Here is a 25,152-nt window from a genome sequence, read left to right on the forward strand (position 1 = left end):
CGCCAGCATCATCGACGGCACGGGGTTTGTCACGTCGATTTCCGCCGCTCAGCCCGGGACGGGTGGTGTGCCGTCCTGGTTGAAGGTGACGGACGCGACTCCGTCGCCGCCCGGCTCGTGCAGGCTGAGCAACAAGTCGTACAAGTTGTCGACACCGACGTAGGTGCCACCGGGGAGGCCGCCGACGATCTCGACCAAGGCGAAATGCAGGTGCGACGGAATCCCGTCGAAGTGAAAGATGGTGCCGAGCAGATCTCCTCGGCTGACCGAGGAGCCGACACTCAGTCCCGCAGGCACGCCGGTGATGTGCGTGTAGTAGCCGCCCATCTTGTCGTCGGGTGCGCGCACGAAGATGTGTGCGCCGTACGTCTTGCCCGCGTCCGCCACCGGATTATGGGGTTGAAATTTGGTGATGTGTCCATCGAATGCTGCGAAGACGGATGTTCCGGTGCTGCCTCCGATGTCCATGCCGTACCGGATGAACCAATCCGGACCCGTATGTCCATTGGCGTTGGGGCCGCCGAGCCCTCCGGTGAATCCTGTGGGGTCCACTGGGGTAGAAATGATGAGATCGAAGGGCGCCATGGCCGCCTCCTGGTTGTCAGAAACTGATGCCCACCGAGTCCGCCGCTCCGGTGAACCCGTCGCCGCTCACCATTTGCGTGGCGAATGCGGAGATCGCCCCGGGCGGTGGGGAACCGATCGTGGCGATCGAGCTGAACTCGATGCCTTTCTGGGTGATGATCCCGACGATCTGGTCGGCCGCGTTGACGACCAAGGACCCGCTGTCGCCGTGTTCGGCGAGGATCGGTTGCCCGGCGACGTCGTCGGTATAGATCTCGAACGAGTTCGCCGGGGTGTTGATCCCAAGCGGCCGCAACCCGATCGCGCTGACGACTCCGGTGGTCAGGAGCGTCGTCCGGCCGCGTTTGCGCACTTTGTTGCCCGGTTTCGCCCTGGCCATACCGCTGAAGCCGCCGATTTCGGCGATCGTCGACTCGATGGCGACACCGGCGTCGAACGTGAAGACCGCGATGTCGGTGGCGTCCTGCCAGCGGTGCAGTGCGCCGATCCTGCGGGAGATGCCGGGTTGAAACACCGGGTCGCCCTGCCGGATCTCGCCTTGCTCGGACAGGCTGGCTATCACGTGCGCGCACGTCACGCCGACCTGCCCGCCGAACATCGTGTCGTTTGCGATCCCGCCCAAGGTGCCGCCTTGCACCAGGAAGCCGCTGTGTTCGGCCCTGATGGTGACTCCACCGCGCACGGGGTTGTGCGGCGCGGTGTCGGGCCCGGCCAAGGGGGTGAATTCGCGCCGCACCACCGCCACCGGAAAATCGACGCCTGCGATCAGCTGTTGCAACGGGAACGGAATACTGCTGTCGTCGGCTACCAGGACCCGGATGACGACGTCGTCCGTCAGTTCGACGCCCTCCTGGCGAAAACCGGCATCGACGCCCAGCACGCCGGGAAGAAATGCCATCGCCGACTCCAGCGCGTCGGCGAGCGCGTCCTTGGCCGCCAGCAGCTCAGGTGATATTTCCATGCCCTCACGCCATTTCCGCTCGTGCCGGGTGCCCGGAGCGGCACCGGTCAGCCCAGCCTGCCGCGACCTCGCGGGGTGGTCGCGGGTAGCGCACTACTCGAATCACCGAAGGCCCGTCGGAGCGGGCCGCAGGAACGAAGCGGGGTCAGGGATTGATCCGAAATACTCTAGGGGGGTAGGGTAATAGACGAGCGGCGGAGGTTGCCGTCGCCAGGAACGAGGAGAAGACATGACTACCGCGGCAGTCACGACCACCACCTTCGCCGTCGAAGGCATGACCTGCGGCTGCTGCGTCGGCAAGGTTCGCGACAAGGTCGGCTCGATCCCCGGCGTCACCGCGGTGACCGTCGATCTCGACGGCGGCACGGTGACCGTCCAAGGAGCAGACCCGGTCGAGCGCGGTGCGGTAGCCGACGCGGTCGAGCGGGCGGGCTTCCGGCTCGCCGATTGATCCGGCGCAGCGCACTCCCGCGGACCCGTCGATCCCGAATCAGGTCACTCCGCGCTGTCCGTCGTCGGCGCGGCCCGGCGAATCATGGTGAACGCGTACATGAGCAGCGCTCCCAGCGCCGCGCCGACCGGCCAGGACAGCGCCGTCACCTCCCGGGAATCGGGAGCCAGCGCGACGATCACCGCGACCGTGCCCGAAAGGATCAGCGCCGCCAGCGCTTTCGGATTGAATCCGCGGGAGAAGTAGTACCGTCCCTCCGCGGTGTCGTCGTACAGCTCGGCGACCGCGGTGCGCTGACGCCGCACCAGGTAGTAGTCGACGATCAGGATGCCGAACACCGGACCCATCAGCGCGCCGACGCCGCCGAGGAAGTAGATGATGAAATCCTGGTTCTCCCACAGCTTCCAGGGCATCACCAGGATGGACAGGACGGCGGTGATGATCCCGCCGGTCCGGAACGAGATGAATTTCGGTGCGGCATTGGAGATGTCGTAGGCGGGGGACACGAAGTTGAGGACCACGTTGATGCCGACGGTCGCCGTCGCGAACAACACCGCGGCGACGACCACCACCACATCACTGTCGATATCGGCGACCAGCTCCACCGGATCGCTCAGCACCTTCCCGTACACCTTCAGGGTGGCCAGCGAGATGACGATCGACAGGACCACGAACGCCGTCTCGTTGAACGGGATGCCCCACGCGTTGCCGCGCAGCACCGCCCGCTTGCTGGGGGAGAACCGCGCGAAGTCGGCGTAGTTGACGAGCGGGCCCGCCATGAACGCCACCATCAGGAAGGCGACGCCGACGAACGCGGCGACGGTCGCGCCGCCCGACAGCGGCGCACCGACACGCGCGTTGAAGTCGATGCTCCACTCGGCCTTGCCCAGAATCCAGATCGCCAGCGCGATCATGCCGATCCAGACCGCGGGCCCCGCGAAATCCGAGGCCTTGCGCACGACTTCCATGCCGTAGTTGATGATCGCCAGCTGCACGGTCCACAGCACCAGGAACGCGATCCAGCCCAACGTCGACAAGCCGAGGAAGCTGGATTCGGTCCACGACGCCAAACCCGGTGACACGCGCAGCAACAGCACCATCAGCGCGGTGGAAGCCAGATAGGTCTGGATTCCGTACCAAAACACCGCGACGATGGCCCGCAGCAGCGCAGGGACATTGGCGCCGAAGACGCCGAAGGCGGCGCGGGCGAAGACCGGGAACGGCACCCCGACCTTCTGTCCCGCGACGCCGACGAGATTGCTGCCCAGCCACAGCATGAGCACACCGGTGAACAGCGCGAGCATCGTCTGCCACCCGGTCATGCCGAGTGCGAGCATGCCGACCGCGAAGCCGTAGCTGGCGATGCTGTGCGCGGAGGTCATCCAGAGACAGAAGATGTCCCACGTACGCCAGGTCGCGGTCTCCTTGGTCGTGGGCGCCAAGTCGTCGTTGACCAGCGTGGAACTGCGCGGCGCGCCGTCCAGCGGCCGTACCCGAGTTTCGGTCATCGGATGTCCTTCGTGCTGCGGTGGGTGCTAACTGTTGCGCGGAAAACCGAGGTCTATGCCGCCGTGGCTGGGGTCGAGCCAGCGCGAGGTGATCGCCTTCTCCCGGGTGAAGAACGCGAAACCGTTGGGGCCGTAGGCTTTCGCATCGCCGAACAGCGATGCTTTCCAGCCGCCGAAACTGTGGTACGCCACGGGGACCGGGATCGGCACGTTCACGCCGATCATGCCGACGGTCACCTGCCGCTGGAAGCGCCGCGCCGCGCCGCCGTCGTTGGTGAAGATCGCGACGCCGTTGCCGTAGGGGGAGGAGTTGACGAGGTCGACGCCGTGCTCGAAGCCCTCGACCCGCACCACCGAGAGCACGGGCCCGAAGATCTCGTCGCGATAGACCGCCGAGGTGACCGGCACCCGGTCGATCAGGGAGGGGCCGAGCCAGAACCCGTTGGGGTCGCCGTCGACGGCGCTGTCGCGGCCGTCGACGACGACGCGGGCCCGATCGGTGACGGCGGTGTCGAGGTACTCGGCGACGCGGTCCCGGTGTTCGCGGGTGATCAACGGCCCCATATCGCAGCCGCGGCGGCCGTCTCCGGTGCGCAGGCCTGCCATCCGCGCGGCGATGCGAGCGACCAGATCGTCGGCGATGGAGTCGACCGCGAGCACCACGCTCACCGCCATGCACCGTTCGCCCGCCGAGCCGAAGCCCGCGTTGACGGCGGCGTCCGCGGCCAGGTCCAGATCGGCGTCCGGCAGGACGAGCATGTGGTTCTTGGCGCCGCCGAGGGCTTGCACCCGTTTGCCGTGCGCGCTTGCGGTCCGATATACGTAGTCGGCGATCGGTGTGGAGCCGACGAACGAGATCGCCGCGATCTGCGGGTGCGTCAGCAGCGCGTCCACCGCCTCCTTGTCGCCGTGCACCACATTGAGCACGCCCGCGGGCAGTCCGGCGTCGGCCGCCAGCTCGGCCAGCCAGTTCGCCGCCGACGGATCCTTCTCGCTCGGCTTGAGCACCACCGTGTTTCCGGCGGCGATCGCGATCGGGAAGAACCACAGCGGCACCATGGCCGGGAAATTGAACGGGCTGATGATGCCGACGACGCCGACCGGTTCGCGCACCGAGTACACGTCGATCCCGGTCGAGGCGTTCTGGCTGAACTCGCCCTTGAGCAGATGCGGCATGGACAGCGCGAATTCGACGACCTCGAGCCCGCGGGCGATCTCGCCCGCCGCGTCGGCGAGCACCTTGCCGTGCTCGGCGGTGAGGATGCTCGCCAGTTCGTCCTTGCGTGCGTTGAGAAGTTCGCGGAAATTCAGCAGGAACCGGTGGCGGGTGGCGACGGAGGAGTCGGCCCAGGCGGGCAGCGCCGCCGCGGCGGCGGCGACGGCCACACCCACGTCGTCGCCGGTGGCCATCCGCACGCTGCGCTGCGCCACCCCCAGTGCGGGATCGAAAACCGGTGCGGTGCGGGCGGATTCGCCACGCCATGGCTTGCCGTCGACCCAGTGTTCGACGATGTCGGTGGTCGCGGGATGCGTCATCGGATCTCCTCGGCTGGCAGGGCGGTCAGTACGTCACGCAGGATGGCGGCGGCCTCGGCGACCTCGGCCTCGGTGACCACACACGGCGGCGTCACGTGAATGCGGTTGTCGGCCAGGAACGGAAGCAGCCCGCGGGCGACGAGCTCGGTCTTGACCCGCGCCATGGTCGCGGCGGACACAGGTTCCCGGGTGGCGCGATCGGCGACCAGTTCCAGGGCCCAGAACACGCCCTCGCCGCGCACGTCACCGATCACCGGGCACTCCTCGGCCAATCGCGTGAGCGCCGGGCCGAGCACGGTGCGGCCGATGCGTTCGGCATTGGCCACGATGCCTTCGTCGGCCATCACGTCGAGGGCGGCGACGATCGACGCCGCCGCCAGCGGGTGCCCGCTGTAGGTGAGGCCGCCGGGGAAGACGGTGTCGTCGAAGGTGTGGGCGATCGACTCGGAGATGACGACGCCGCCCACGGGGACGTAGCCGGAGTTGACACCCTTGGCGAAGGTGATCAGATCGGGCGTCACGTCGTAGCCGTCGAACGCGAACCACCGTCCGGTACGGCCGAATCCGCACATCACCTCGTCGAGGATCAGCACGATTCCGTACCGGTCGGCGAGGGCGCGGACACCGGCGAGATAGCCGGGCGGCGGCACCAGGATGCCCGCGGTGCCCGGCACCGTCTCCAGCAGGATCGCGGCGATGCTTGCCGGACCTTCGCACTGCACGACCCGCTCGAGGTGCCGCAGCGCGCGCTCGCTCTCCTCCTCGGCGGTGCTCGCCCAGAACTCGCTGCGATACAGGTAGGGGCCGAAGAAATGGACGTGACCGCGGGCGTACTCGTTCGGTATCCGCCGCCAGTCGCCGGTCGCGACCACCGCGGCACCGGTGTTGCCGTGGTAGGAGCGGTAGGTCGAGAGCACCTTGTCGCGGCCGGTGTGCAGCCGCGCCATCCGGAGGGCGTTCTCGTTGGCGTCCGCGCCGCCGTTGGTGAAGAACACCTTCTCGAGCCCGTCCGGCGCGAGCGCGGCGATCCGCTGGGCCGCCTCGCCGCGTTGCAGATTCGCGGTGGCCGGTCCGATGGTGGCCAGGCGCGCGGCCTGATCGGCGATCGCGGCCGTCACCACCGGATGCTGATGGCCGATGTTCACGTTGACCATCTGGCTGGCGAAATCCAGGTATTCACGGCCCCCGTGATCCCATACCCGGCAGCCGCGACCGCCCGCGAGCACCACCGGATTCAGCGCGGCCTGCGCCGACCAGGAGTGGAACACGTGGTCACGGTCGAGTTCGTAGGCGCGCGCGTCCAGATCGACGCGCACGGCGGTCATGCCGTCACTTTCGTCGCCGTGATGGATTGCCGCAGTTGCGGAATGATCGTCTCGCCGTAGACGCGCATGGTTTCCTCTTTGTTGTCGTGTTGCAGGTAGCCCGCGAACTGATCGACGCCGAGATCGGCGAGTCGCCGGAGTTTGGCGATGTGCTCATCGGCGGTGCCGAGCACGCAGAACCGTTCGACGATGTCGTCGGACACGAAGTCGGCGTGCACGTTTCCCGCGCGGCCGTGCAGGTTGTAGTCGTAACTCGCTCGGCCCGCGATGTATTCGGTGAGCGCCTGCGGGATCTCCCCACCGGTGCCGTAGCGCGCGACGATGTCGGCGACGTGATTGCCGACCATCCCGCCGAACCAGCGGCACTGGTCGCGCATGTGCTTGCGATCGGTGCCGATGTACATCGGCGCCGCCACACAGATCTTGATCGAGCCCGGGTCGCGGCCCGCCGCCACCGCCGCCTTGCGCACGCTGGCGATCATCCATTCGGCGATGTCCAGGTCGGCCAGCTGCAGGATGTAGCCGTCGGCCACCTCGCCGGTCAGCGCCAGCGCCTTCGGTCCGTAAGCGGCCACCCAGATGTCGAGCGTCGACCCGACGCTCCACGGGAATTGCACGGTGCTGCCGCCGTATTCGACCGGCCGCGAGTTGGCCAGTTCCCTGATGACATGGATCGACTCGCGCAGCGTGTCCAGCGTGGTGGGTTTACCGCCGCCGACGCGCACCGCCGAATCGCCGCGTCCGATCCCGCAGATGGTGCGATTGCCGTAGGCCTCGTTGAGCGTGGCGAACAGCGACGCCGTGACCGTCCAGTCGCGGGTCGCCGGATTGGTCACCATGGGCCCGACCATGATGCGTTTCGTCTCGTGCAGGATCTGGCTGTACAACACGTACGGCTCCTGCCAGAGCAGGTGCGAATCGAAGGTCCACAGGTGGCTGAACCCGTGCACCTCAGCCAGTTTCGCCAAGTGGACGGTGCGCGCCGCCGGGGGATCGCACTGTAGTACCGCTCCGAATTGCATGGCGTCTCCTCAGATCAGGTACTGGCACGGGGCGCGGCGGACGAACTGTCCGTCGCCTTTGCGGCCGCGATACTCGCCGTCCGCGACCACGACCTTGCCGCGGGAGAGCACGGTGTCGACGTGGCCATCGATTTCGTATCCCTCCCACGCCGAGTGGTCCATGTTCATGTGGTGGGTCTTGCCGAGGCCGATGGAGGTGTGCCCGTTCGGGTCGTACACGACGATGTCGGCGTCCGCGCCGGGGGCCAGCACGCCTTTGCGCCCGTAGAGGCCGAACATGCGGGCCGGGGTGGTCGAGGTGATCTCCACCCAGCGCTCCAGGGTGATCCGGCCGTCCACCACGCCCTGGTACATCAGGTCCATCCGGTGCTCGATCGTGCCGATTCCGTTGGGAATCTTGGAGAAATCGCCGATCCCCATCTCCTTCTGGCCCTTCATGCAGAAGGGGCAGTGGTCGGTGGATACCATCTGCAAGTCGTTGGTGCGCAACGCCTGCCACACCTGGTCCTGATGTTCTTCCCGCCGGGAGCGCAGCGGCGTCGAGCACACCCATTTCGCGCCTTCGAAACCCGCTGCGCCGAGGTTGTCCTCCAGGGAGAGATACAGGTACTGCGGACAGGTTTCGCCGAAGACGTTGCGGCCCCGGTCCCGAGCCGCGGCGAGCTGGGCGACGGCCTGCTTCGCCGACACGTGCACCACGTACAGCGGCGCACGGGTCAGATCGGCGAGCATGATCGCCCGGTGCGTCGCTTCTTCCTCGAGCTGCCAGGCGCGCGCGATGCCGTGGTAGTACGGATCGGTTTTGCCCTCGGCCAGCAGCTGCGCGACGAGCACGTCGATGGCGGGACCGTTCTCGGCGTGCATCATGGTGAGCAGCCCGGTGTCCGCGCCGATCTGCATGGCGCGCAGGATCTGGGCGTCGTCGCTGTAGAACACGCCGGGGTAGGCCATGAAGAGCTTGTAACTGGTGATGCCCTCGTCGGGCAGCCTGCGCAGCGCGGCCAGGGACTCGTCGTTCACGTCGCCGACGATCTGGTGGAACGAGTAGTCGATCGCGCACTGACCGGATGCCATCTTGTGCCAGGTCTGCAGGGAATCCTGCACGCGCTCACCGAACTTCTGCACCGCGAAGTCGATGATCATGGTGGTGCCGCCCCACGCGGCGGCCCGCGTCCCTGTCTCGAAATCGTCGGACGCCGTGGTGCCGCCGAACGGCATGGACATGTGCGTGTGCGCGTCGATGCCACCGGGGATGACGTACTTGCCGGTCGCGTCGATGACGGTGTCCACGGTGTCGGCCAGATTCGCACCCAGCGCCGTCGTGCCCGGATGCAGCAGTGCGACAATGCGTTCGCCGTCGACGAGGATGTCGGCCTCGCCTCGCCCGGTCGCCGAGACGACCGTTCCTCCGGTGATCAGTGTGGTGGCCATGTTCGCCTCCTGGTTCAGGGCGCCACGATGGCGTCGTAGGAATCCGGCCGCCGGTCGCGATAGAACTGCCAGTCGCTGCGGACTTCGCGCACCACATCCAGATCGAGGTCGCGGATCAGCAGTTCGTCGGTGTCGGCGGAGGCGCGCTCGCCGACATAGTTGCCGCGCGGGTCGACGAAATACGAACTGCCGTAGAAGGTCACGGCGTCGTCGCCGAATTCTTCGGTCTCCGTGCCGATCCGGTTGTTCGCGCCGATGAAGTACTGGTTGGCGGCCGCCGCGGCGGGCTGCTCAAGTTCCCAAAGCCGGTTGGACAAGCCGGGTTTGGTCGCCGACGGGTTGAACACGAGCTCGGCTCCGGCGAGGCCGTAGGCGCGCCAGCCCTCCGGGAAGTGGCGGTCGTAGCAGATGTAGACGCCGACCTTGCCCACGGCGGTCTCGAACACGGGATAGCCGAGATTGCCCGGCCGGAAATAGAACTTCTCCCAGAAGCCCGCCAGCTGCGGGATGTGGTGCTTGCGGTATTTGCCGAGGTAGCTGCCGTCGGCGTCGATCACCGCGGCGGTGTTGTAGAGCACGCCGGGCTGGTCTTCCTCGTACACCGGGAGCACGATCACCATCCGGTGCTCCCTGGCCAGTTCGGCGAATCGCTCGGTCGTCGGTCCCGGCACGGATTCGGCGTACTCGTAGTACTTCTTGTCCTGCACGTTGCCGAAATACGGTCCGTAGAACAGCTCCTGGAAGCAGATGACCTGCACGCCCGCGGCGGCGGCCTGTTCGACGAAACCCTCGTGCTTGGTCAGCATCGACTTCTTGTCACCGGTCCACGTCGCCTGGGTGATGGCGGCTCTGATTGTCGTCACCTGTCGATCTCCCTACCGAAGTTGGTTATGTTATCTTCGAAGGTAAACATTTCCTGAATATTTCAGTCGGTGCCGAAAGTGTAAATCTCGCGAGGTGGTCGAGGCATGGAAATGAACGACCGGATTCAGATCGATGACCCGACTCCCGCGGGCATCGCGGGCGCCATCGCCCGCCTCATCACGAGCGGCGAGTTACGCGCAGGAGACCGGTTGCCCACGGTGCGGGAGCTGTCGCGCCGCCTCGGGGTCAGTCCCGCGACCGTGAGTCACGGCTGGCGGGCGTTGGCGCGGGCCGGGCTGGTGGTGTCACGAGGTCGCAGCGGGACCTTCGTCGCCGAGGGCGGGGTCAGGCCCGCATTGTCCCGGACCGACAGCATGACCCGCGGTGCGACCGACGCCCGGCTGGACCTCTCGCTCGGCACGCCCGATCCGGCGCTGCTGCCCGAGATCGGGTCGATTCTGTCCCGGCTCGCCCTCAACGCCGAGACCACCGACTACCACCAGGCGCCGGTGGTGCCCGAGCTCGGGCGGCTGCTGCAAGCGGACTGGCCCACCCGGTCCGGCGCGCTGACCGTCGTCGACGGCGCGATGGACGCCGTCGCCCGCAGTCTGCACGCCGTCGTCCGCTTCGGTGATCGGGTGGTCGTCGAGGACCCGACCTTTCCGCACATTCTCGACTATCTGGAATCCATTGGCGCGCAGATAGTTCCGGTGCGAATGGACGAAGAGGGCGTGCTGCCGGACGATTTCGCGCGCGCGGTGGCCACCGGGGCGAGCGCGGCGGTGCTGCAGCCGCGCGCACAGAACCCCACCGGCGCATCGATGAGCGTCGAGCGGGCCGAGGAGCTCGTCGCGATCCTGCGGCACAGCGAACACCGGTGCATGATCATCGAGGACGACCACTCCGGCGCGGTCGTTCCCGTCGAGGACATCAGCCTCGGCCGCTGGCTGCCCGACCGGGTGTTGCACGTGCGCAGCTACTCCAAATCGCACGGCCCCGACCTGCGGATCGCGGCCCTCTCCGGCCCGGAGGACATCATCGACCGCATCGTCGCCACGCGCGTGCTCGGTCCCGGCTGGACGCCGCGCATCCTGCAGCGCCTGCTGCACGAGATGCTTCGCGACGAGACCGTCACCCGCACAGTCGAACACGCCCGCGCGCAATACCAGGCCCGCCGCGGTGCGCTTGCCGACGCACTGCACCGCCACAATCTGCGCCTCGCCGAAGGGCAGGGCCTCAACGCCTGGCTGCCCGTCGCCGACGAGCGCATGGCGCTGATCCACCTGGCCGCCAACGGAATCCGCGTCGCCCCCGGTGGCCCTTTCTTTGTCGCCGACCGCGGCCACCCCGAAGCGGTGCGCGTGACCATCGCGCCTCTCGCCGGCGGCATCGACGAGGTCGCCGCGGTCCTGGCACTGGCCGCGCGCCCACGCCAGTCGGAATACTTCTCCCTCGACCAGGGGTCGCGAGACGGTTGACGACGGGGATCGGTCCACCGCCGACGCGACCGCTCCCTACCGAAGGCAGTCGTCGAACTCTTCCGAATCGGCGCCCGCCCACCATGATTCGAGTGATCATCCTCGAATGCTTCCGGTGGCGGGCGGTAGCCGTCGGTGGCGGGCAGCGTGGTTCAGGTGGGATTCATCGCCCGATCGCGGTCTGCTTCCGCCCGATCGTCCTTCCGCGCCGCCACGATGACGAGCACGCCTGCGACGGCCCCGGCGAAGTACGGGGATGGCACGAGCAGGACGCCGCTGACCACGCAATAGGCCGCGAGGCCCCAGCCGATCCAGGCGGGCACCGCGATCTCGCGTCCGGCGAGATGCCCTATGAGGCAACCCAAAAGGATGAAGGGCACGGCGAAACTGCCCGGGCCCGCCCAGAAGGTGACCTCGTTCTGGAGTGACTCCACCGACGGGCCGTCACCCCCGTCCGTGGGCGCGAGCGGGACAGCCGCCCAGATCCCGCGATCCACCCAGCCGGTGACGTCGTCCCAGGCAAGTAGCGCCAGCAGGAACAGGTGCCCTGCGCCCAAGACGAGCAGGATTCCGCTCGCCCAGCGGAGCAGCCGCTTTCGGGAGTTCATCGGGACCCCTTCGCAGCGTCGGTGCGATCACGCCGGGCGAGTTCGCGGATGCGCCGGAGCTGCTCGATAGGGGCGGCCTTCGCGAGTGATGGCACGGTTCGCCTCTCGTTTATGCGGTGCCGTATAGATCGTTTGTACGGTACCGTATAAACGAGAGGCGATCAATGGAGGTGACCGGATTCCCGCCGTGGCCCGAACGACACGCGCCCGCTGGATAGCGGCGGGCCTCGACGCCCTCGCCGCGGGAGGGCCCGACGCGGTCCGTGTCGAGACGCTGGCCTCCGCGCTCGGCGTGACGAAGGGCGGCTTCTACGGGCACTTCGACGGCCGGGCCGCGTTCCTCGAGGAGATGCTCGACGAGTGGGAACAGCGCTCCACCACGGAGGTCATCGCGCAAGCCGACGCCGAAGGCGGCGATGCCGCCGACCGGATCCGGCGCGTGGGCAGTCTGACGTTCTCCGAGGACATGCATCGCATCGATCTCGCGATCCGGGCGTGGGCCAGCCACGACCCGACCGTCGCGGCGCGCCTGCGGCGCATCGACGACAAGCGGATGGCGTTCCTGCGGGAGATGTTCGGCGCCTATATCGCCGATCCCGACGAGATCGAGGCGCGCAGCATGCTGATGTTCGCGCTCGCCATCGGCCGCCACTTCATCGTCGCGGACCATCCCGGCTACACCACACTCGAAGCCATTCAGCTTGCCGGAGAACATCTCTTGCGCCCGTGATGCGGTCGGCATCGAGAAGCGCATGCTCAGAACGGAAACTCGGCGTAGGCCTCTCCCGCGAACCAATGGCCGGCATGCTGACGCATCCGCGGACGGTAGACCGCATGATCGAAAAGCGCCGTGTAGGTGGGAAATTCGGTACGGAGGAGACCCGCGGTGTCCGCCAGGTAGACATCGAAGCCGGGGTACATCAGACCCACGAACGGTAGATCGTCCACATCGATGGCCAGCACCGGGTACTCGCCCTCGGAGTCGGTGTCGCCGACGGCGAGGACCCGCCGAGAGTCCGAACCGCCCGGGAGAAGGAAGCATTCGCCGAAACGCTCGGCCAGCGGAGTGAAACAATCCGCCCACATCGTGCCCAGTTCGTCGTCCACCAGCTGGTCGAGCGGCCGGGGCGCGAACCCGCCGTCCGGGTCGAACCAGTCGTAGCGCTCCAGCAGACCGACATCGAACCCCAGCCACCTCCGCAGGCTGGGCGGCAGCGGACGTCCTGACGGGAAAACCATGTCCGCCAAGACATCCGCCGCAATCGGCCGCGGAGTACCGACCACCCAGGGGACGTGCTGGTACCTGAGCGCGGAGGCTTCGGGTGCTCGCCGCACCGCGTCGATCACGCGCTCCGTCAAGGCCGCTCCGTGTGCGGGGTCTGCGCCCCGGTCGATCACCATGCCGCGGAAGGTAACAGCCCGGACCGACATCGGCGCAGCACGGCCGAGGCCGGCGTGCGCGCCGGTCCTCCGCTAGCGGAGGAGGTCGTCCACGGTCGCGGCGACGACCCCGAACAAGTCGGCAATGGTGGTCAAGGCCGCGGTGTGCAGCAGGGCGGACGGCACTGTGGTGCCCAGCGGGCTCGGCAGGGACCGGGTGGCGGTGGCTTCGGCGACGACGGTCGGTCGGTAGCCGAGGTTGAACGCGCCCTGCGCGGTGTAGCTCACGCACATGTGGGTCATGAATCCGGCGAGTACCAATTCCTGCCCGGCGCCCAGTTCTTTCAGTGTCTGCTCGAGATCGGTGTTGTGGAATGCGTTCGGGAATTGTTTGACCACCACCGGCTCCCCGGACTGCGGTGCGACCGGATCGCTGATCGCGCCGATGTCGGTGCGAACGTCATAGGGCGTGTCCGGCCCGCCGTCGTGCATGATATGCACCACCGGTCGGTGCAATTCTCTTGCGGCCGTGAGCAATCGGGCTCCGGCCGCCAGCGCCTCTTCCGCGCCGTCCACCGCCATGACGCCGTGCCGATAGGTGTTCTGGAAATCGATCATGATCACGGTGGCGTCGGCCAGTCGCGGCAGCTGATCATCGAGACCGATCACGTGGCGCAGGGTGCTCGAGGCAGCAGTCATCGACATGGTTTTCCTACTTTCTGTGGGGGATGAGAATTCGTGCGGCAGGGCCGCTCGAGGATTCAGGTCGTGATACGGAATCGCTTCCGGTAGTCGCCGGGGGTGGCGGTGAGTTGCCTGCGGAAGGCGCGGTGCAGGGTCTCGACCGATCCGAGCCCCACCGTCGTCGCGATCCGTTCGAGGGGCTGGTCGGTGGTTTCCAGCAGCCTGCGCGCCGCTTCCACCCGGCACGCCTCGACATAGACCGCGGCGCTGGCGCCGGTTTCCTGCTGGAAGACACGCGTGAAATGGCGTTCGCTGAGGCACATCCTGGCCGCCAGTGCCGGGGTGGTGGACAGATCGCCGTCGAGGTTTTCGGTGATGAACAGGCGCAGGTCATCGATGTCGCGGCGTGCGGTCGCGGGATGGCTCAGCGGCACGCTGAATTGGCTTTGCCCGCCTTGCCGTTTGAGATAGACGACCAGCTGCCGCGCGACTTGCAACGCCAAGTCCTCGCCGTGATCCTCGGCCACCAGCGCCAGGGACAGGTCGAGACACGCGCTGATCCCCGCGCCGGTCCAGATCCGGCCGGAGCGAATGAAGATGGGATCGGGGTCGACGAGGATGTGCGGGTGCTCCGCCGCGAGCTGGTCGGCCGTCGACCAGTGGGTGGTGGCCGTTCGGCCGTCGAGCAAGCCCGCGGCGGCGAGCAGGTGGGCGCCCACACACACCGAGGCGATCCGCCCTGCGTGCGGCGCGACGGATTCGATCCACGCCACCACTTCCCGATCGATGCGCGCGACCGGTCCGCTGGGCGGGCAATCCACGGCGCCGGGAACGATCAACGTGTCGATCGTGGGGCCGACCTCGTCGAAGCCGAGGTCGGTGACGACACGCACCCCGGCCGAGGTGCGCACTTCGCCGCGGACCGGGCTCGCCAGCCGCACGTCGTAGCGCACTCGCCCGCCGCCCTCGCGGTTCGCCAGCGCGAACACTTCCGCGGGCCCGGTGACATCGAGCAGGTCGACGTCGGGGAAGGCCGCGATGACGACGCGGTGGATCAAGGTCATGAATCCATCGTCGTGGGGCCTGCCGATGGCCGCAACGACGTATCTCTGTCAGATTCGGCCACCGGCAACGCCGGAGCTCAGCGGCTCACGGTGGTCTCCCGCTCGACACGCGACAGCTTCTCGGGATTGCGCACGACATAGAGCCCGGTGATCAAGCCGTCGTCGATCCGCATCGCCACGACGTCGTCGATCTCTCCGTCGATCCGGACGATCAGCGCCGGGCGCCCGTTGACCTGCACCGGCTCGGTCGATATCTCGCCTGCGATCCTCGGCGTACCCGCCGCCAGCAAGCGGGCCACGCGGTCGGCGCCCACGATGGGTCGCAGCACGGCCTGCACGACTCCGCCGCCGTCACCCAGGAGCACGACGTCCGGCGCGAGGAGGTCGAGCAGGCTCTGCAGATCGCCGGTTTCGATCGCCCGTTGGAACGCCGCGAGCGCATCCCGGGCTTCGGCCTCGGAAACGGCCCCGCGCGGCCGCCGTGCCGCGACATGTTGCCGCGCTCGGTGGGCGATCTGGCGGACCGCGGCCGAGCTCTTGCCGACGGCTTCCGCGATCTCGTCGTAGCCCAGGTCGAACACCTCGCGCAGCACGAACACTGCTCGCTCGGTCGGCGTGAGCGTCTCCAGCACCAGCAGCATCGCCATCGACACACTGTCGGCCAGCTCGACGTCCTCGGCCACGTCGGGCGCGGTGAGCAGGGGCTCGGGCAGCCAGGGGCCGACGTAGGACTCCTTGCGCCTGCCCAGGGTGCGCATCCGGTTGAGCGCTTGGCGGGTGGTCGTCCGAATCAGGTACGCGCGCGGATCGCGCACCGTGCCGAGATCGACGTCCGCCCACCGCAGCCAGGTCTCCTGCAGGACGTCTTCGGCGTCGGCGGCGGAGCCGAGCATCTCGTAGGCGACGGTGAACAGCAGGTTGCGGTGGGCGACGAACGCCTCGGTCGCCGGGTCCGCGCGGCGCTGCGGCCCGGCCGCGGAGCCGGACCCGGACCGCATGTCGGCGCGCGCGTTGAGGGTGCGGAACGGGCTGGTCATCGGGTGGCTCCTCGTCGTTGCTCTCGACAGTGTCACCCACGAGACACCGGGACCCGTCATTTCGTGACAGCGCCGGGAATTCCCGCGCGTCTCACCTGTCGTGATCGAGGTCGCGGATGATGTCGAGTGCGCGGGCCAGGGTCGTCACCCGGGCATCGAGGGTGTCGCCCGCGGGGTAGAAGCGGATCGTGTCGACACCGGCGTCGCGCCATACCCGCAGCCGGGCGCGGATCATCGGCTCGGTGCCGATCAAGGTGGTTGCCAGGACCATCTCGTCGGTGACGAGCGCGGCGGCGGCCTGCCGGTCTCCCGCCTGCCAGTGGTGACGGATCGCGGTCGCGACGTCGGCCCAGCCTTGGCGGCTGTAGGCGTTGTTGTAGAAGTTGGTGGTGCCCGATCCCATACCGCCGAGGCTGAACGCCAGCTCCTTCTTGCGGGCGGCGATCATGGTCCGCAGGGTGGCCTCGTCGTCGGCGAAGGCCACTTCCGCGCCTTGGCAGATGTCGAGCTCGTCGCGCGAGCGCCCGGCGGCGGCGAGGCCGGCGTCGAGGCGGTCGAGATAGGCCGCGGCCTGCTCGGGGACGAAACTCGTGCCGAGCCAGCCGTCGGCGATCCGGCCGGTCAATTCGAGCATGCGGGGTGAGAGCGTCGCGAGATAGATCGGGATGTGGGTGTTCGCCGCCATCGACAGTCGCATCGGGCGCCCTTCGCCGCCGTCCAGCGGGATCCGGTGCCTGCGACCGGAATAGCTGATCTTCTCTCCGGCGAACGCCTGGCGGATGATGTCCACGGTCTCGCGCAGCCGGACCAGCGGTTCGCCGAACGGTACGCCGTGCAGGCCTTCGATGACCTGCGGTCCGGAAGCGCCGAGGCCGAGGAGAAACCGGCCCTGCGACAGATCCGCCAAGGTGAGCGCCGCTTGGGCGATCGCGACGGGTGTCCGGGTCCCGATCTGGATGACGCCGGAGCCCAGCAACATTCGGTCGGTGCGGGCGGCGAGGTAGCCCAGCGCGGTCGGTGCGTCCGAACCCCACGCTTCGGCGACCCAGCAGATGTCGAGGCCGAGTTTCTCTGCCTCCAAGGCGAATTCGAGGGCGCCCGGGTAGGAGGCCTCGATGGTGGTGGCGGTCCGCATCAGTGTTCCTCGCACTCGATGAATGTCTTGATCGCCGCCAGGGTGTGCTCGATGGCTTGTTCGAGCTCGCGCATCCGGACGAAGACGATCTTCTGTTCTTTCTCCGGCATGGCGGCGATGGCAAGGCTCAGGCCGGACGGGCCGGGACCCATCCGGACCCATTGCCGCAACCGGGTGCCGTCGTCCTCCGGCTCGAGCGTGAAACGCCAAGTTGCGCCCGGGGTTTCGGTATTTCCCACGGCCCAGGAGAACGCCCGGGGTGCGTCGCATTCGACGACGTGGGACGTGGTCGACCATTCACCGAGTTTCGGGTGTCTGCTCGTACCGGTGAAGGTGTTGCCCAGCTCCGGGCCTCGGACGGGATCCACCCATTCGGCGGACTTCAGTTCGGTGCTGAATGTCGGCATGAGCTCGATGTCGGTGACGACATTCCAGACCTTCGCGAGGGGAGCGCCGATGTAGGCGCTGGCCTCGGCGGTCGGGGTGTCGGCATACAGGGCGCCGGTCCACTCCATTGCGGCGGTACTCCTTTGGTTCGGTGACAGGGGATACGAGGGTGTCGGCCCGGGCGCGTCACAGCGCGAGTGGACGCGGAAGGTGAAGTGCGAGTTGCGCTTCGGTCGTGACCTCCATGCGCAGCGGCCTGTCGACGCCGAGCTCGGTGAGCAGGTCGCCGAGCGGCCCCGTGCCGCGGAGAAGCCGAACGTGCGTGGGAAGGAATTGCGCACCGATCGCGAGGGCGTTGGTCTGCGTTGTCGTCTCGTGCCACCGTCCGCCCAGGGTGTGGATGAGTTTCGTGGCCGACACGCGGGATCCGGGAGGTAGCTTTCGGATGGCGGGCAGCTTCGCGCCGACCTCGATATCGGTTCGGCCTTCGGTTCCGGCGACCCGCGCATACACCTGGCCGTCGATGCTCACGTCGATGTCGGTTCGCCATTTGGGCAGGTTGTAGCCGTCGACCCCGCGCACACGCGCGATCTCGGTGTTCACCGGCAGCGCGAGGACGTGGGCGTAGCCGACCCGGCGTCGGAGGGAATCGAGGAAGCCGAGCGTGCGTGCGCGATGGCGGCGCGGATCGTGCACGACGACAGCGACTCCTACCTCGTTGTACGGATCGTTGTCGCAGATCTCGTAGCGGTACAGCGCCAGCGCGATCAGTCCGACACCGGGCAGGATGCGAACCGGTTCGAGCGGGGCGGGAAGGTGAGCTCGCAGACGCGACAGCGGTACTGCGAAGAGCAATTGCGCCGAGCTCGCGCGATAGTAGAAGTTCGGCGTCCACATCGGGCCCAACGCCGAATCCGTCATGCGCTTCGGCATCCGACGGAAGAAGGCTAGGTCGCCGACGGCGGGGTCGCGCTGGATTTCCTCGAGGTCCGGATTCATCCGGTAGCGGTCGTAGTAGCCGTTCTCGACGACAGGAACCGTGCGATCCCCGAGCGTGATTTCAGTGAATTCCATGACCGATCCCGTCGAGTGAGCCGTGAGTTGCCGCGAGATCGCCGATTTCGTCGTCGACCGAGTGCAGGAAGGATTCCAAACACGCGGTGACGAGGTGCGGTTGCTCGAGGGTGCTGGTGTGCGCGGCAGCGGGAACGACCTGCAACGTGGAGTGATCGATACGAGCAACGAGGCGTTCGGCTTCGGAGCGGGGAGTGGCGAGATCGTCCGCGCCGACGATCACCAGGGTCGGCGCCTCGATGTCGGCGAGCTCGTCGCCGATGGGCGCATGGTCGGCGACCGCGAGGATGGCTTTTCTGATTCCGGTTCGGCTGCAACGAGAAAGGCGGGCGCTCCATTCCTCGATAACGGGCGCGCTACGCCGGGAGTTGAGGAAATCCGGACCGAACAAGGTGGGCAGCACCTGCTGTCGCAGCGGCGCGGGGCCCAGGAGTTGATAGATCCAAGCGAACAGCGTGTACTTTCGTGCGACATTCCGCGGCTCACCGTCGGCGGTGGTGTTCAGCACCGTCAACGATCGCAGCAGCGGATCCCGGCGGGCGCCGAGCCGGAGCCCGACGAATCCGCCCATCGACAGACCTACGAAGTGCACCGGCGCGAGATCGAGCTTTCGGATGAGGGCTTCGACATCGTCGCAGAGAGTGTCCATGTCGTAGCCGTCGGCCGTGGCGGGCGTTTCGCCCTGGCCGCGCCAGTCCACGGTGACACACCGGTATCGGTGCCGCAACGCATCGATCTGCGGCCGAAACATCCATCCACCGAACAACAATCCGTGACCGAACAGAATCGTCGGGGCATCGGGCCGACCCGGCGGTGCGCCGGTATCGGTATAGGCCAGCGAGACGCCATTGGCTTGCAGCAGCGGCATGGACAGCTTCCTTTCGAGCTGGAGATTTCGGAAATCCCTACGGTGTCGCGGACTTCCGTTGTCCAGAGGTGAAAAGCCCCGCGACAGACAGGGCGATGACGCACAGGGTCGGGGTCGCCACGACCTCGAATCGGGGCGGGGAAGGGGACGCGGCGGCGTGACCCGCGTGGCCCGCGGCGCCTGCGCCGGACCCGCCGTGCGCGGGTGCGCCCATGGCGGCGTTCATGAATGCGGGATCGGTCAGGTAGGCGTAGACGACGTAGCACACGCCCGTGGTGAGCAGCAGGCTCACCACGGTTGTCGCTGGGACGGCCCACACCCGGGGCAGACGTCCCAGCGCCGAGTGCGCTGTCAGCACGGTGAGCGCGCCGGGTGCGAAACCCCACCCGAGGAGGAACCAACCCGCCGCCAGCGCTTTCACCGCAGCGCTGTCGGCCATTCCCAGAAGCGCACTGTGCCAAGCGATCAGCGTGAGGGCGGCGGCAATGACCGCTGGGGCGAGTGTGGTTCGGAAATCCTCGGTGGACGCGCCCGTCATCGCGATCTCAGGCTCTCGCGAGGTCGAGCAGCCGGGCGCCGCGCCGGGAGTTGAGCAGATAGCCGCCGAGCACTCCGCCCGCCAGCGCCGACGCGTAGCCCTTCACGAGGAAGAGCGCGGGATTGTCGACGGATCCCCAATAGTTCAGTCCGACATTGTGATCCAGAGCCCAGCACAGGGTTTGGCACACACTCAATGCCAGCGCGCCGCATGCCGCGGTGAACGCGAACCCCGCCGGGCTTCCCGGGCGCTGCCCGGCGGTGACGAGGTAGGTGAGTCCGCCGACCGCCGCCCCCATCCCGATGCCGCACAGGCCGAGTGTCCAGACCACCCGCCACAACAGCGTGCCGTGATCGGGGAACAGGACCAGGCCGAGGAGCAGGAAGTTGAATTCTCCGAAGAAGCTCAGGGCGATGAACACCTTGATCGTGCGAGTGGCGCGATCATCGCTGCCCGACGTGTAGGGCACTTCGGATAGATATCTGCTCACCGGTGTTCTCCTCCGCGCTGGAGCAAAAAAGTTCATTGAATGGACTTTCTCGAGTCCGTCATCGGCGTCGTGTTGCTGGAGATATGCCCCGCATGTGCGCCGAACACATCATCAGTCGCGGTTCCATCCGCTGTCAACCTCGGTTCTATGGCATAGTGCATATTTTTTGAAATAGTCCGCTCAATGGACTTTTGATAGGGTCTGCGCGTGGTGGAATTCGAAGAATCGGGGCCGGGGGAGCCCCTCGGCGACGCGTCGAGGACGAGTGTGCTGAACCGGTCCGCGGCGATCCTGGAGGCGGTCGCGCTGCACGGCTCTTGGGGAGCTCGGTTGATCGACGTGACACAGGCGACTGGCTTGACCCGACCCACCGTGCACAGGATCTTGCAGGAACTGATCGAGATCGGGTACATCGAGCAGCGTGCGAAGAAGTACCGCCTGGGGCCCGCCCTCTATGCGCTCGGGCTGAGTGCTCCCTCGCCCATCGGCGACTACGGGGGCATCGAGAGATGCGCGCAGCGGCTCGCCGACAGCACCGGCGATACGGTCTACGTCGCCATTCGCCAGCTGGGTGGACTGCACTACCTGCTTCGCGCCGAAGGGTCGTATCCGATTCGCGCACGAGTCGTCGATGTGGGCGAGACGGTGCCGCTGGGTGTCACCTATGCCGGGATCGCACTCCTGGCATGGCACGCTCCCGAGGACGTCGAAGCGCAGCTGCGCGCCAACGAACCGCGCCGCAAGAGACTGGGATTCGACGTGTCGAACTTCGCCGCGCGCCTCTCCTCGGTCCGGCGGCAGATCATCGATGTTCGGCAACACGGATGGTGCTTCGACACCGACACGGTGCTGTCCGGAGTGACGGGGATGGCGGCGCCGGTACCTTCCCGCACGCGCAGGCCCTATATGGCGATTACCATCTCGGCGATCAACGACAGGCTCCCTCCCGAACGGATTCGAGCGCTGCGAGAGCCGCTACTCGGTGCGGCGCGGGAGATCACGAACTACATCGCGTAGGCCGCCCGCCGTTGTTTGTCCGCATACCGAAACTCATCGGTCTCCGAAAGTGTAGGAGTGGACATCGATTCTGTAGTCGGGCCGAACGCGCGTACCATCCTGCGTCTGGATGGAGAGTCCCAGAAAAGCGGCGGTTTCGCGCTTTCTGGATCGCATTGCTCTCCGGTTCTGCAGGGGACGGTCGGTCGATTCGATGAGTTGGGAGTGGATGTCGATGGCACGCAAAGTGGTTGTCACGGTGATCGATGATTACGACGGATCCTCACCCGCGGTGGAGACCGTCTCGTTCGGTGTCGACGGAGTCGGCTACGAGATCGACTTGTCGGAGGAGAACGCGGCGCGCTTGCGGGAGGTGTTCGCCCAGTGGACGTCGTTCGGGAGGCAGGTCGGCAAAACGGGACGTCGGCGGAGCACGCTCATAGCGCCGGCGGGTGCGCGCGGGCCCGAGGCGGGCGTGGTTCGTCAGTGGGCGCGGGCGAACGGCTTCGCGGTCCCCAGCCGCGGACGGGTGCCGTCCGATGTCGTCGCGGCGTACGAGAAGGCCGCCTCGTAATCGTCGAGCTCGGCGCACGGTGCTGATCTCCCGGCGGGGAGATCGGCACCGAGCCTCGGCTGTCTTGACGAACCGCAGGGCTCTGACGTGGGAATTCGCACCCGAGACCGTGCGGGCGGGACGAGTCGACGGTCGGCGAAACCGGCTCGATCGAGTCGCCGAGCTTGACGCGTGTGCTTGGCTGGACCTGTGCGGAAACGGACCTGGCTGACGACCACCGGCACCGGTCTCGCGCTGCTGCTGCTGTGGGGCGAGTGGGAGAACTGGCGTGCCTCCCGCAGGCTCGTGGGGTCCGTGCCCGGTACCACCGAGGCCGTCGTGGTGCTCGGATATCGCAACGCCGGTACCCGCGCCAACGCCATGAACCGATGGCGCGTGCGCGCGGGTCTGCGATCGATCGACCCGGACGCGGTCGAGAGCAGGCTCGTGCTGTGCGGAGGCGCATGCGCGGGACCGCGCACCGAGGCGTCGCTGATGGCCCGCTACGCCATCCAAACCTGCGGGTACCGCGGCGAGCTCGTTCTGGAGGATCTGAGCCGAACCACCTGGGAGAATATCGCTTTCGCGATCCCATACCTGAAAGACGTGGACCGGATCAAGATCGTCTCACTGCCCTCCCACGCCGCAAAGGCCCGCCACTATCTCGCGCAGCAGTGCCCCGATTTGGCCACCCACCTGGTCCGGGGAGCCGACTACCGATTCGGCGACTGGATGCCACTGAAACCAGCCTTCGCCCTCTACGGTCTCCTAAAGGACCGCCACCACCCGTGATGCGCGGAGCGTAATCCACCCGGCCGGACATCCAAACGACCGGTGGTGCTCGCAAGCATGAAGCGCTGCGGCCGCATTCGGCTACCCGCATGCGAAAGTGATTGTCGGGCAGGAGTCTTCAGGGATGTCGTGCTCCGGATGAATTCGCGGTTCGTTAAGGTGCTTCACAAGCTCTGTTATCGATCATGCGAGGTGTGGAATGGACTCGGCGGGGGTCGCTGCCGCTGCTGGTGTGGCGACGGCATTGATCGCCCTCGTTGCCGCATCACTGGTGGTGTGGCAGGTGACCGAGATGCGGAAGACGACGTACGCCAACGCCTTCAAGGCGGTGTACGACATGCTGCAGGCGGAGGAGATACGCCAGGATCGTCGTTTCGTCATGAGGGAACTGCGCATTCGCGACCTCGACACCTGGACCGAGGGCGAAATCCTGCGCGCCGAACGGGTGTGCCACAGCTACGACTGTGTGGGCATCATGTGCCGCAACGGATTCATCCCCACCGACGTCGTCGCCGACTCCTGGGGTGATTCGCTCCGTACGTGCTGGAGCGTCGTGCGGCCACTGGTCGAGAAGTATCGGTCGGATCGGGGCGCGCCCGAGCTGTGGGACGACTTCGCATGGCTCGCCGGACGAGCGACCGAACTGCACGGACGGCGCCAATCACGCTAGGCGCCGCGCTGGCACGCCTCCACCCATAGCAGGTTGCCCACCGACCGGTCTTCGACGCCGGGCGCCCGGCAGGCTCCGCGGTTTCGTGCAGCGGATCGGCGCGCCGGTATAACTTCTGCCATGCGCATCGGCTTGTCGGCTCCTGTAGTCACCGCGGTCCCCGGGATGGCCTCGGCATGGGAAGCCGCGGCGGGACCGGACGAGCTCGGCGAGGTGGTGTCGTGCGCGGACGAACTCGGTTTCGACCACATCACCTGCTCCGAGCACGTGGCCGTACCGGTCGACGCCGCGGCGACGCGCGGCGGCACCTACTGGGATCCGCTGGCGACGTTGTCCTTCCTGGCCGCCCGCTCACGAAGCATCCGCCTGGTCACCTCGGTGATCGTGCTCCCGTATCACCGTCCGCTGGAGATCGCGAAGCGCTACGGCACCCTCGACCGGCTCAGCCGAGGCCGTGTCGTGCTCGGCGTCGGCGTCGGCTCGTTGCGCGAAGAGTTCGAACTGCTCGGAGCGCCGTGGGAGGACCGCGGTGCGGTCACCGACGCGCGGATGCGCGAGTTGCGCGCGGTCTGGGGTCGTCCGGAAGTCGACGGCATGATCGTGTCGCCTTCCGCGACAAGGGATCACGTACCGCTCTGGGTCGGCGGCCGGACGCGGCGGTCGTTGCGCCGGGCGGTCGAACTGGGTGACGGCTGGATGCCGTTCGGCCTGAGCGCCGAGCAGATCGAGACCATGCTCGGCGATGTCGAGTTGCCCGCGGGACTCGACATCGTGCTCGGCACCGGCCGCCCGCTCGACCCGCTGGGCGATCCCCACACCGCCGAGCGCGTCCTGCACCGGCTCCATGACGCCGGAGCCACCGCTGTGACCTGCGCCATCCGGGCGACCTCCGCTGCACACTACTGCGATCAACTGGCCGCGTTGCGCGCGATCACCGAAAGGAATCAGCACCCATGACGCCGCCGGTGAACCAGTCCGAGAGACAACCGGCCCTCCAGATCGCGTACCGGGCAACCGAATCCGCCACGGATCGCGTGCAACGCGTACGCTACCGTCCGAGGTCGCCGAGCCGAGCGACCGGGATGACGACGCTACCGCTGGATTGATCGTCCGTGGTTGCCCTCTTCCCGGGGACCCCATTCGGCGATCGAAGACATAAGGTGTGACGCAGCGCGACGCGGGTACGGCCGTGATGATGGCCGCCCGCGGCGCGGCTGTGCGAGTGGGTGAGTGAGGATGAGGACGAAGTCGCCGGAGACGGTGAAATGCCGGGGGTGCGAGTGCTGGTGGCCGTTGAGTGCACACAATGTGTGCCATTGCGCCCAGTGCCATCAGACATTCACCGGAGAGCAGGCCGCGACCATGCATTTGGTCGTGGACTATCGACACAGACCGCACGTTGTCTGTCGGACGCCGCAGAGTATCGGCCTCGTCGACGCCGGACGTGAGTACCCCTGCTGGGGATTGCCGGATAAGCACTGACCGCCGCCTGCGCAGCTGTCGTTCCCCCGCCGGACCGACTCGGCCTGGATCGCCACCGACGCTCGGTCCATCCGGGGGCCGCGGCAGCATGAGCAAGGGTTCGATCAGCGCGTGACACCGGCACTTTGGACGCCTGACACGCGAATCAGGCTGCCATCGAACAGCTCTCACCACGCGGGTGAGCGATCACCGAAGCGCTGACGGGTCTCTTCGTCCTCGTCCGAGACCGACCC

At 67.3% G+C, this 25,152-nt stretch carries 28 protein-coding genes; 9 read left to right on the forward strand and 19 right to left on the reverse strand.

The annotated features are described in order from the left end of the window. Positions 1–48: 48 nt before the first annotated feature. Both NL1_RS11140 and NL1_RS11145 read right to left on the reverse strand, forming a co-directional pair. Complete coding sequence (locus tag NL1_RS11140; RefSeq protein WP_084510489.1) at positions 49–585, reverse strand: peptidoglycan DD-metalloendopeptidase family protein; 537 nt, start codon at positions 583–585, stop codon at positions 49–51. 16 nt (positions 586–601) lie between these two features. Further along, positions 602–1,546, reverse strand: coding sequence for a S1 family serine peptidase (locus NL1_RS11145; RefSeq protein WP_067837513.1), 945 nt, complete (start codon positions 1,544–1,546; stop codon positions 602–604). Between the two features lie 229 nt (positions 1,547–1,775). On the opposite strand from NL1_RS11145, the gene NL1_RS11150 reads away from it, so the two are divergent. Beyond that, a complete protein-coding gene (locus NL1_RS11150; protein WP_067837518.1) occupies positions 1,776–1,997 on the forward strand; it encodes a heavy-metal-associated domain-containing protein in 222 nt (73 codons plus the stop codon). Between the two features lie 44 nt (positions 1,998–2,041). Here NL1_RS11150 and NL1_RS11155 read toward each other — a convergent pair whose 3' ends face one another. From NL1_RS11155 to NL1_RS11180, 6 genes are read right to left on the reverse strand one after another with little or no spacing between them, the layout of a single operon-like run. Beyond that, positions 2,042–3,505, reverse strand: coding sequence for an NCS1 family nucleobase:cation symporter-1 (locus tag NL1_RS11155; RefSeq protein ID WP_067837519.1), 1,464 nt, complete (start codon positions 3,503–3,505; stop codon positions 2,042–2,044). 27 nt (positions 3,506–3,532) lie between these two features. Further along, positions 3,533–5,041, reverse strand: coding sequence for a CoA-acylating methylmalonate-semialdehyde dehydrogenase (locus NL1_RS11160; protein WP_067837522.1), 1,509 nt, complete (start codon positions 5,039–5,041; stop codon positions 3,533–3,535). Beyond that, positions 5,038–6,366 carry an aspartate aminotransferase family protein gene (locus NL1_RS11165; protein WP_067837525.1) on the reverse strand — a complete coding sequence of 443 codons (1,329 nt, stop codon included), beginning with the start codon at positions 6,364–6,366 and terminating at the stop codon, positions 5,038–5,040. The genes NL1_RS11160 and NL1_RS11165 overlap by 4 nt, the downstream gene beginning before the upstream one ends. Further along, positions 6,363–7,388 carry a TIGR03842 family LLM class F420-dependent oxidoreductase gene (locus NL1_RS11170; RefSeq protein ID WP_067837528.1) on the reverse strand — a complete coding sequence of 342 codons (1,026 nt, stop codon included), beginning with the start codon at positions 7,386–7,388 and terminating at the stop codon, positions 6,363–6,365. Before NL1_RS11170 ends, NL1_RS11165 begins: the two co-directional genes overlap by 4 nt. Before the next feature lie 9 nt (positions 7,389–7,397). Then, positions 7,398–8,819 carry a dihydropyrimidinase gene (gene hydA, locus NL1_RS11175; protein ID WP_067837533.1) on the reverse strand — a complete coding sequence of 474 codons (1,422 nt, stop codon included), beginning with the start codon at positions 8,817–8,819 and terminating at the stop codon, positions 7,398–7,400. Between the two features lie 14 nt (positions 8,820–8,833). Next, on the reverse strand, positions 8,834–9,682 hold the full coding sequence (locus tag NL1_RS11180) for a nitrilase-related carbon-nitrogen hydrolase (RefSeq protein WP_067837540.1): 849 nt from the start codon (positions 9,680–9,682) through the stop codon (positions 8,834–8,836). A 105-nt stretch (positions 9,683–9,787) separates the two neighbouring features. On the opposite strand from NL1_RS11180, the gene NL1_RS11185 reads away from it, so the two are divergent. Beyond that, a complete protein-coding gene (locus NL1_RS11185) occupies positions 9,788–11,161 on the forward strand; it encodes an aminotransferase-like domain-containing protein (RefSeq protein ID WP_067837543.1) in 1,374 nt (457 codons plus the stop codon). A gap of 152 nt (positions 11,162–11,313) precedes the next feature. On the opposite strand, the gene NL1_RS11190 is transcribed toward NL1_RS11185, so the two are convergent. Beyond that, on the reverse strand, positions 11,314–11,769 hold the full coding sequence (locus NL1_RS11190; RefSeq protein WP_067837546.1) for a DUF6463 family protein: 456 nt from the start codon (positions 11,767–11,769) through the stop codon (positions 11,314–11,316). A 178-nt stretch (positions 11,770–11,947) separates the two neighbouring features. Between NL1_RS11190 and NL1_RS11195 the strand changes: the two genes are divergently transcribed. Further along, on the forward strand, positions 11,948–12,499 hold the full coding sequence (locus tag NL1_RS11195) for a TetR/AcrR family transcriptional regulator (RefSeq protein ID WP_067837549.1): 552 nt from the start codon (positions 11,948–11,950) through the stop codon (positions 12,497–12,499). 26 nt (positions 12,500–12,525) lie between these two features. Here NL1_RS11195 and NL1_RS11200 read toward each other — a convergent pair whose 3' ends face one another. From NL1_RS11200 to NL1_RS11245, 10 genes are all read right to left on the reverse strand, one after another. Next, positions 12,526–13,170, reverse strand: a complete 645-nt coding sequence (locus NL1_RS11200) for a hypothetical protein (RefSeq protein WP_067837554.1) — start codon at positions 13,168–13,170, stop codon at positions 12,526–12,528. Between the two features lie 72 nt (positions 13,171–13,242). Next, complete coding sequence (locus NL1_RS11205; RefSeq protein ID WP_067837557.1) at positions 13,243–13,854, reverse strand: isochorismatase family protein; 612 nt, start codon at positions 13,852–13,854, stop codon at positions 13,243–13,245. A gap of 56 nt (positions 13,855–13,910) precedes the next feature. Next, complete coding sequence (locus tag NL1_RS11210) at positions 13,911–14,897, reverse strand: GlxA family transcriptional regulator (RefSeq protein ID WP_067837560.1); 987 nt, start codon at positions 14,895–14,897, stop codon at positions 13,911–13,913. 77 nt (positions 14,898–14,974) lie between these two features. Continuing rightward, positions 14,975–15,895, reverse strand: coding sequence for an RNA polymerase sigma-70 factor (locus NL1_RS11215; protein WP_067837675.1), 921 nt, complete (start codon positions 15,893–15,895; stop codon positions 14,975–14,977). 130 nt (positions 15,896–16,025) lie between these two features. Next, positions 16,026–17,069, reverse strand: coding sequence for an LLM class flavin-dependent oxidoreductase (locus tag NL1_RS11220; protein WP_067837563.1), 1,044 nt, complete (start codon positions 17,067–17,069; stop codon positions 16,026–16,028). Further along, positions 17,069–17,584: an SRPBCC family protein gene (locus NL1_RS11225; RefSeq protein ID WP_067837566.1), complete on the reverse strand. Its 516-nt coding sequence runs from the start codon at positions 17,582–17,584 to the stop codon at positions 17,069–17,071. The genes NL1_RS11220 and NL1_RS11225 overlap by 1 nt, the downstream gene beginning before the upstream one ends. 58 nt (positions 17,585–17,642) lie before the next feature. After that, complete coding sequence (locus NL1_RS11230) at positions 17,643–18,530, reverse strand: acetoacetate decarboxylase family protein (protein ID WP_067837569.1); 888 nt, start codon at positions 18,528–18,530, stop codon at positions 17,643–17,645. Continuing rightward, positions 18,517–19,398: an alpha/beta fold hydrolase gene (locus tag NL1_RS11235; RefSeq protein WP_067837572.1), complete on the reverse strand. Its 882-nt coding sequence runs from the start codon at positions 19,396–19,398 to the stop codon at positions 18,517–18,519. The genes NL1_RS11230 and NL1_RS11235 overlap by 14 nt, the downstream gene beginning before the upstream one ends. A gap of 37 nt (positions 19,399–19,435) precedes the next feature. Further along, positions 19,436–19,837, reverse strand: coding sequence for a hypothetical protein (locus NL1_RS11240; RefSeq protein ID WP_156094802.1), 402 nt, complete (start codon positions 19,835–19,837; stop codon positions 19,436–19,438). A gap of 106 nt (positions 19,838–19,943) precedes the next feature. Then, positions 19,944–20,426, reverse strand: a complete 483-nt coding sequence (locus tag NL1_RS11245; RefSeq protein ID WP_067837578.1) for a hypothetical protein — start codon at positions 20,424–20,426, stop codon at positions 19,944–19,946. Between the two features lie 207 nt (positions 20,427–20,633). Here NL1_RS11245 and NL1_RS11250 point away from each other — a divergent pair, with 207 nt between their 5' ends. From NL1_RS11250 to NL1_RS40395, 6 genes are all read left to right on the forward strand, one after another. After that, positions 20,634–21,443: an IclR family transcriptional regulator gene (locus tag NL1_RS11250; protein ID WP_067837585.1), complete on the forward strand. Its 810-nt coding sequence runs from the start codon at positions 20,634–20,636 to the stop codon at positions 21,441–21,443. A 214-nt stretch (positions 21,444–21,657) separates the two neighbouring features. After that, positions 21,658–21,996, forward strand: coding sequence for a histone-like nucleoid-structuring protein Lsr2 (locus tag NL1_RS11255; protein WP_067837677.1), 339 nt, complete (start codon positions 21,658–21,660; stop codon positions 21,994–21,996). A 189-nt stretch (positions 21,997–22,185) separates the two neighbouring features. Next, complete coding sequence (locus NL1_RS11260) at positions 22,186–22,767, forward strand: YdcF family protein (RefSeq protein ID WP_067837586.1); 582 nt, start codon at positions 22,186–22,188, stop codon at positions 22,765–22,767. Between the two features lie 199 nt (positions 22,768–22,966). Then, complete coding sequence (locus NL1_RS11265; RefSeq protein ID WP_067837588.1) at positions 22,967–23,437, forward strand: DUF4760 domain-containing protein; 471 nt, start codon at positions 22,967–22,969, stop codon at positions 23,435–23,437. Positions 23,438–23,557: 120 nt separating this feature from the next. Then, a complete protein-coding gene (locus tag NL1_RS11270) occupies positions 23,558–24,394 on the forward strand; it encodes a TIGR03619 family F420-dependent LLM class oxidoreductase (RefSeq protein ID WP_067837590.1) in 837 nt (278 codons plus the stop codon). A gap of 279 nt (positions 24,395–24,673) precedes the next feature. Then, complete coding sequence (locus NL1_RS40395; protein ID WP_422615830.1) at positions 24,674–24,919, forward strand: FDXHR family putative zinc-binding protein; 246 nt, start codon at positions 24,674–24,676, stop codon at positions 24,917–24,919. Positions 24,920–25,152: the final 233 nt, after the last annotated feature.

The organism is Nocardia lijiangensis NBRC 108240, from assembly GCF_001613045.1.
In the GTDB taxonomy this organism is placed as follows: Bacteria; Actinomycetota; Actinomycetes; order Mycobacteriales; family Mycobacteriaceae; genus Nocardia; species Nocardia lijiangensis.

Coding starts and splice junctions, on each gene's coding strand:
- NL1_RS11150 (WP_067837518.1), top strand. CDS start 1,776: ATGACTACCGCGGCAGTCACGACCACCACCTTCGCCGTCGAAGGCATG.
- NL1_RS11225 (WP_067837566.1), bottom strand. CDS start 17,584: ATGGAGTGGACCGGCGCCCTGTATGCCGACACCCCGACCGCCGAGGCC.
- NL1_RS40395 (WP_422615830.1), top strand. CDS start 24,674: ATGAGGACGAAGTCGCCGGAGACGGTGAAATGCCGGGGGTGCGAGTGC.
- NL1_RS11215 (WP_067837675.1), bottom strand. CDS start 15,895: ATGCGGTCCGGGTCCGGCTCCGCGGCCGGGCCGCAGCGCCGCGCGGAC.
- NL1_RS11200 (WP_067837554.1), bottom strand. CDS start 13,170: ATGGTGATCGACCGGGGCGCAGACCCCGCACACGGAGCGGCCTTGACG.
- NL1_RS11190 (WP_067837546.1), bottom strand. CDS start 11,769: ATGAACTCCCGAAAGCGGCTGCTCCGCTGGGCGAGCGGAATCCTGCTC.
- NL1_RS11160 (WP_067837522.1), bottom strand. CDS start 5,041: ATGACGCATCCCGCGACCACCGACATCGTCGAACACTGGGTCGACGGC.
- NL1_RS11140 (WP_084510489.1), bottom strand. CDS start 585: ATGGCGCCCTTCGATCTCATCATTTCTACCCCAGTGGACCCCACAGGA.
- NL1_RS11170 (WP_067837528.1), bottom strand. CDS start 7,388: ATGCAATTCGGAGCGGTACTACAGTGCGATCCCCCGGCGGCGCGCACC.
- NL1_RS11240 (WP_156094802.1), bottom strand. CDS start 19,837: ATGGCCGACAGCGCTGCGGTGAAAGCGCTGGCGGCGGGTTGGTTCCTC.
- NL1_RS11270 (WP_067837590.1), top strand. CDS start 23,558: ATGCGCATCGGCTTGTCGGCTCCTGTAGTCACCGCGGTCCCCGGGATG.
- NL1_RS11185 (WP_067837543.1), top strand. CDS start 9,788: ATGGAAATGAACGACCGGATTCAGATCGATGACCCGACTCCCGCGGGC.
- hydA (WP_067837533.1), bottom strand. CDS start 8,819: ATGGCCACCACACTGATCACCGGAGGAACGGTCGTCTCGGCGACCGGG.
- NL1_RS11165 (WP_067837525.1), bottom strand. CDS start 6,366: ATGACCGCCGTGCGCGTCGATCTGGACGCGCGCGCCTACGAACTCGAC.
- NL1_RS11265 (WP_067837588.1), top strand. CDS start 22,967: ATGGACTCGGCGGGGGTCGCTGCCGCTGCTGGTGTGGCGACGGCATTG.
- NL1_RS11255 (WP_067837677.1), top strand. CDS start 21,658: ATGGCACGCAAAGTGGTTGTCACGGTGATCGATGATTACGACGGATCC.
- NL1_RS11210 (WP_067837560.1), bottom strand. CDS start 14,897: ATGACCTTGATCCACCGCGTCGTCATCGCGGCCTTCCCCGACGTCGAC.
- NL1_RS11230 (WP_067837569.1), bottom strand. CDS start 18,530: ATGGAATTCACTGAAATCACGCTCGGGGATCGCACGGTTCCTGTCGTC.
- NL1_RS11220 (WP_067837563.1), bottom strand. CDS start 17,069: ATGCGGACCGCCACCACCATCGAGGCCTCCTACCCGGGCGCCCTCGAA.
- NL1_RS11155 (WP_067837519.1), bottom strand. CDS start 3,505: ATGACCGAAACTCGGGTACGGCCGCTGGACGGCGCGCCGCGCAGTTCC.
- NL1_RS11235 (WP_067837572.1), bottom strand. CDS start 19,398: ATGCCGCTGCTGCAAGCCAATGGCGTCTCGCTGGCCTATACCGATACC.
- NL1_RS11205 (WP_067837557.1), bottom strand. CDS start 13,854: ATGTCGATGACTGCTGCCTCGAGCACCCTGCGCCACGTGATCGGTCTC.
- NL1_RS11145 (WP_067837513.1), bottom strand. CDS start 1,546: ATGGAAATATCACCTGAGCTGCTGGCGGCCAAGGACGCGCTCGCCGAC.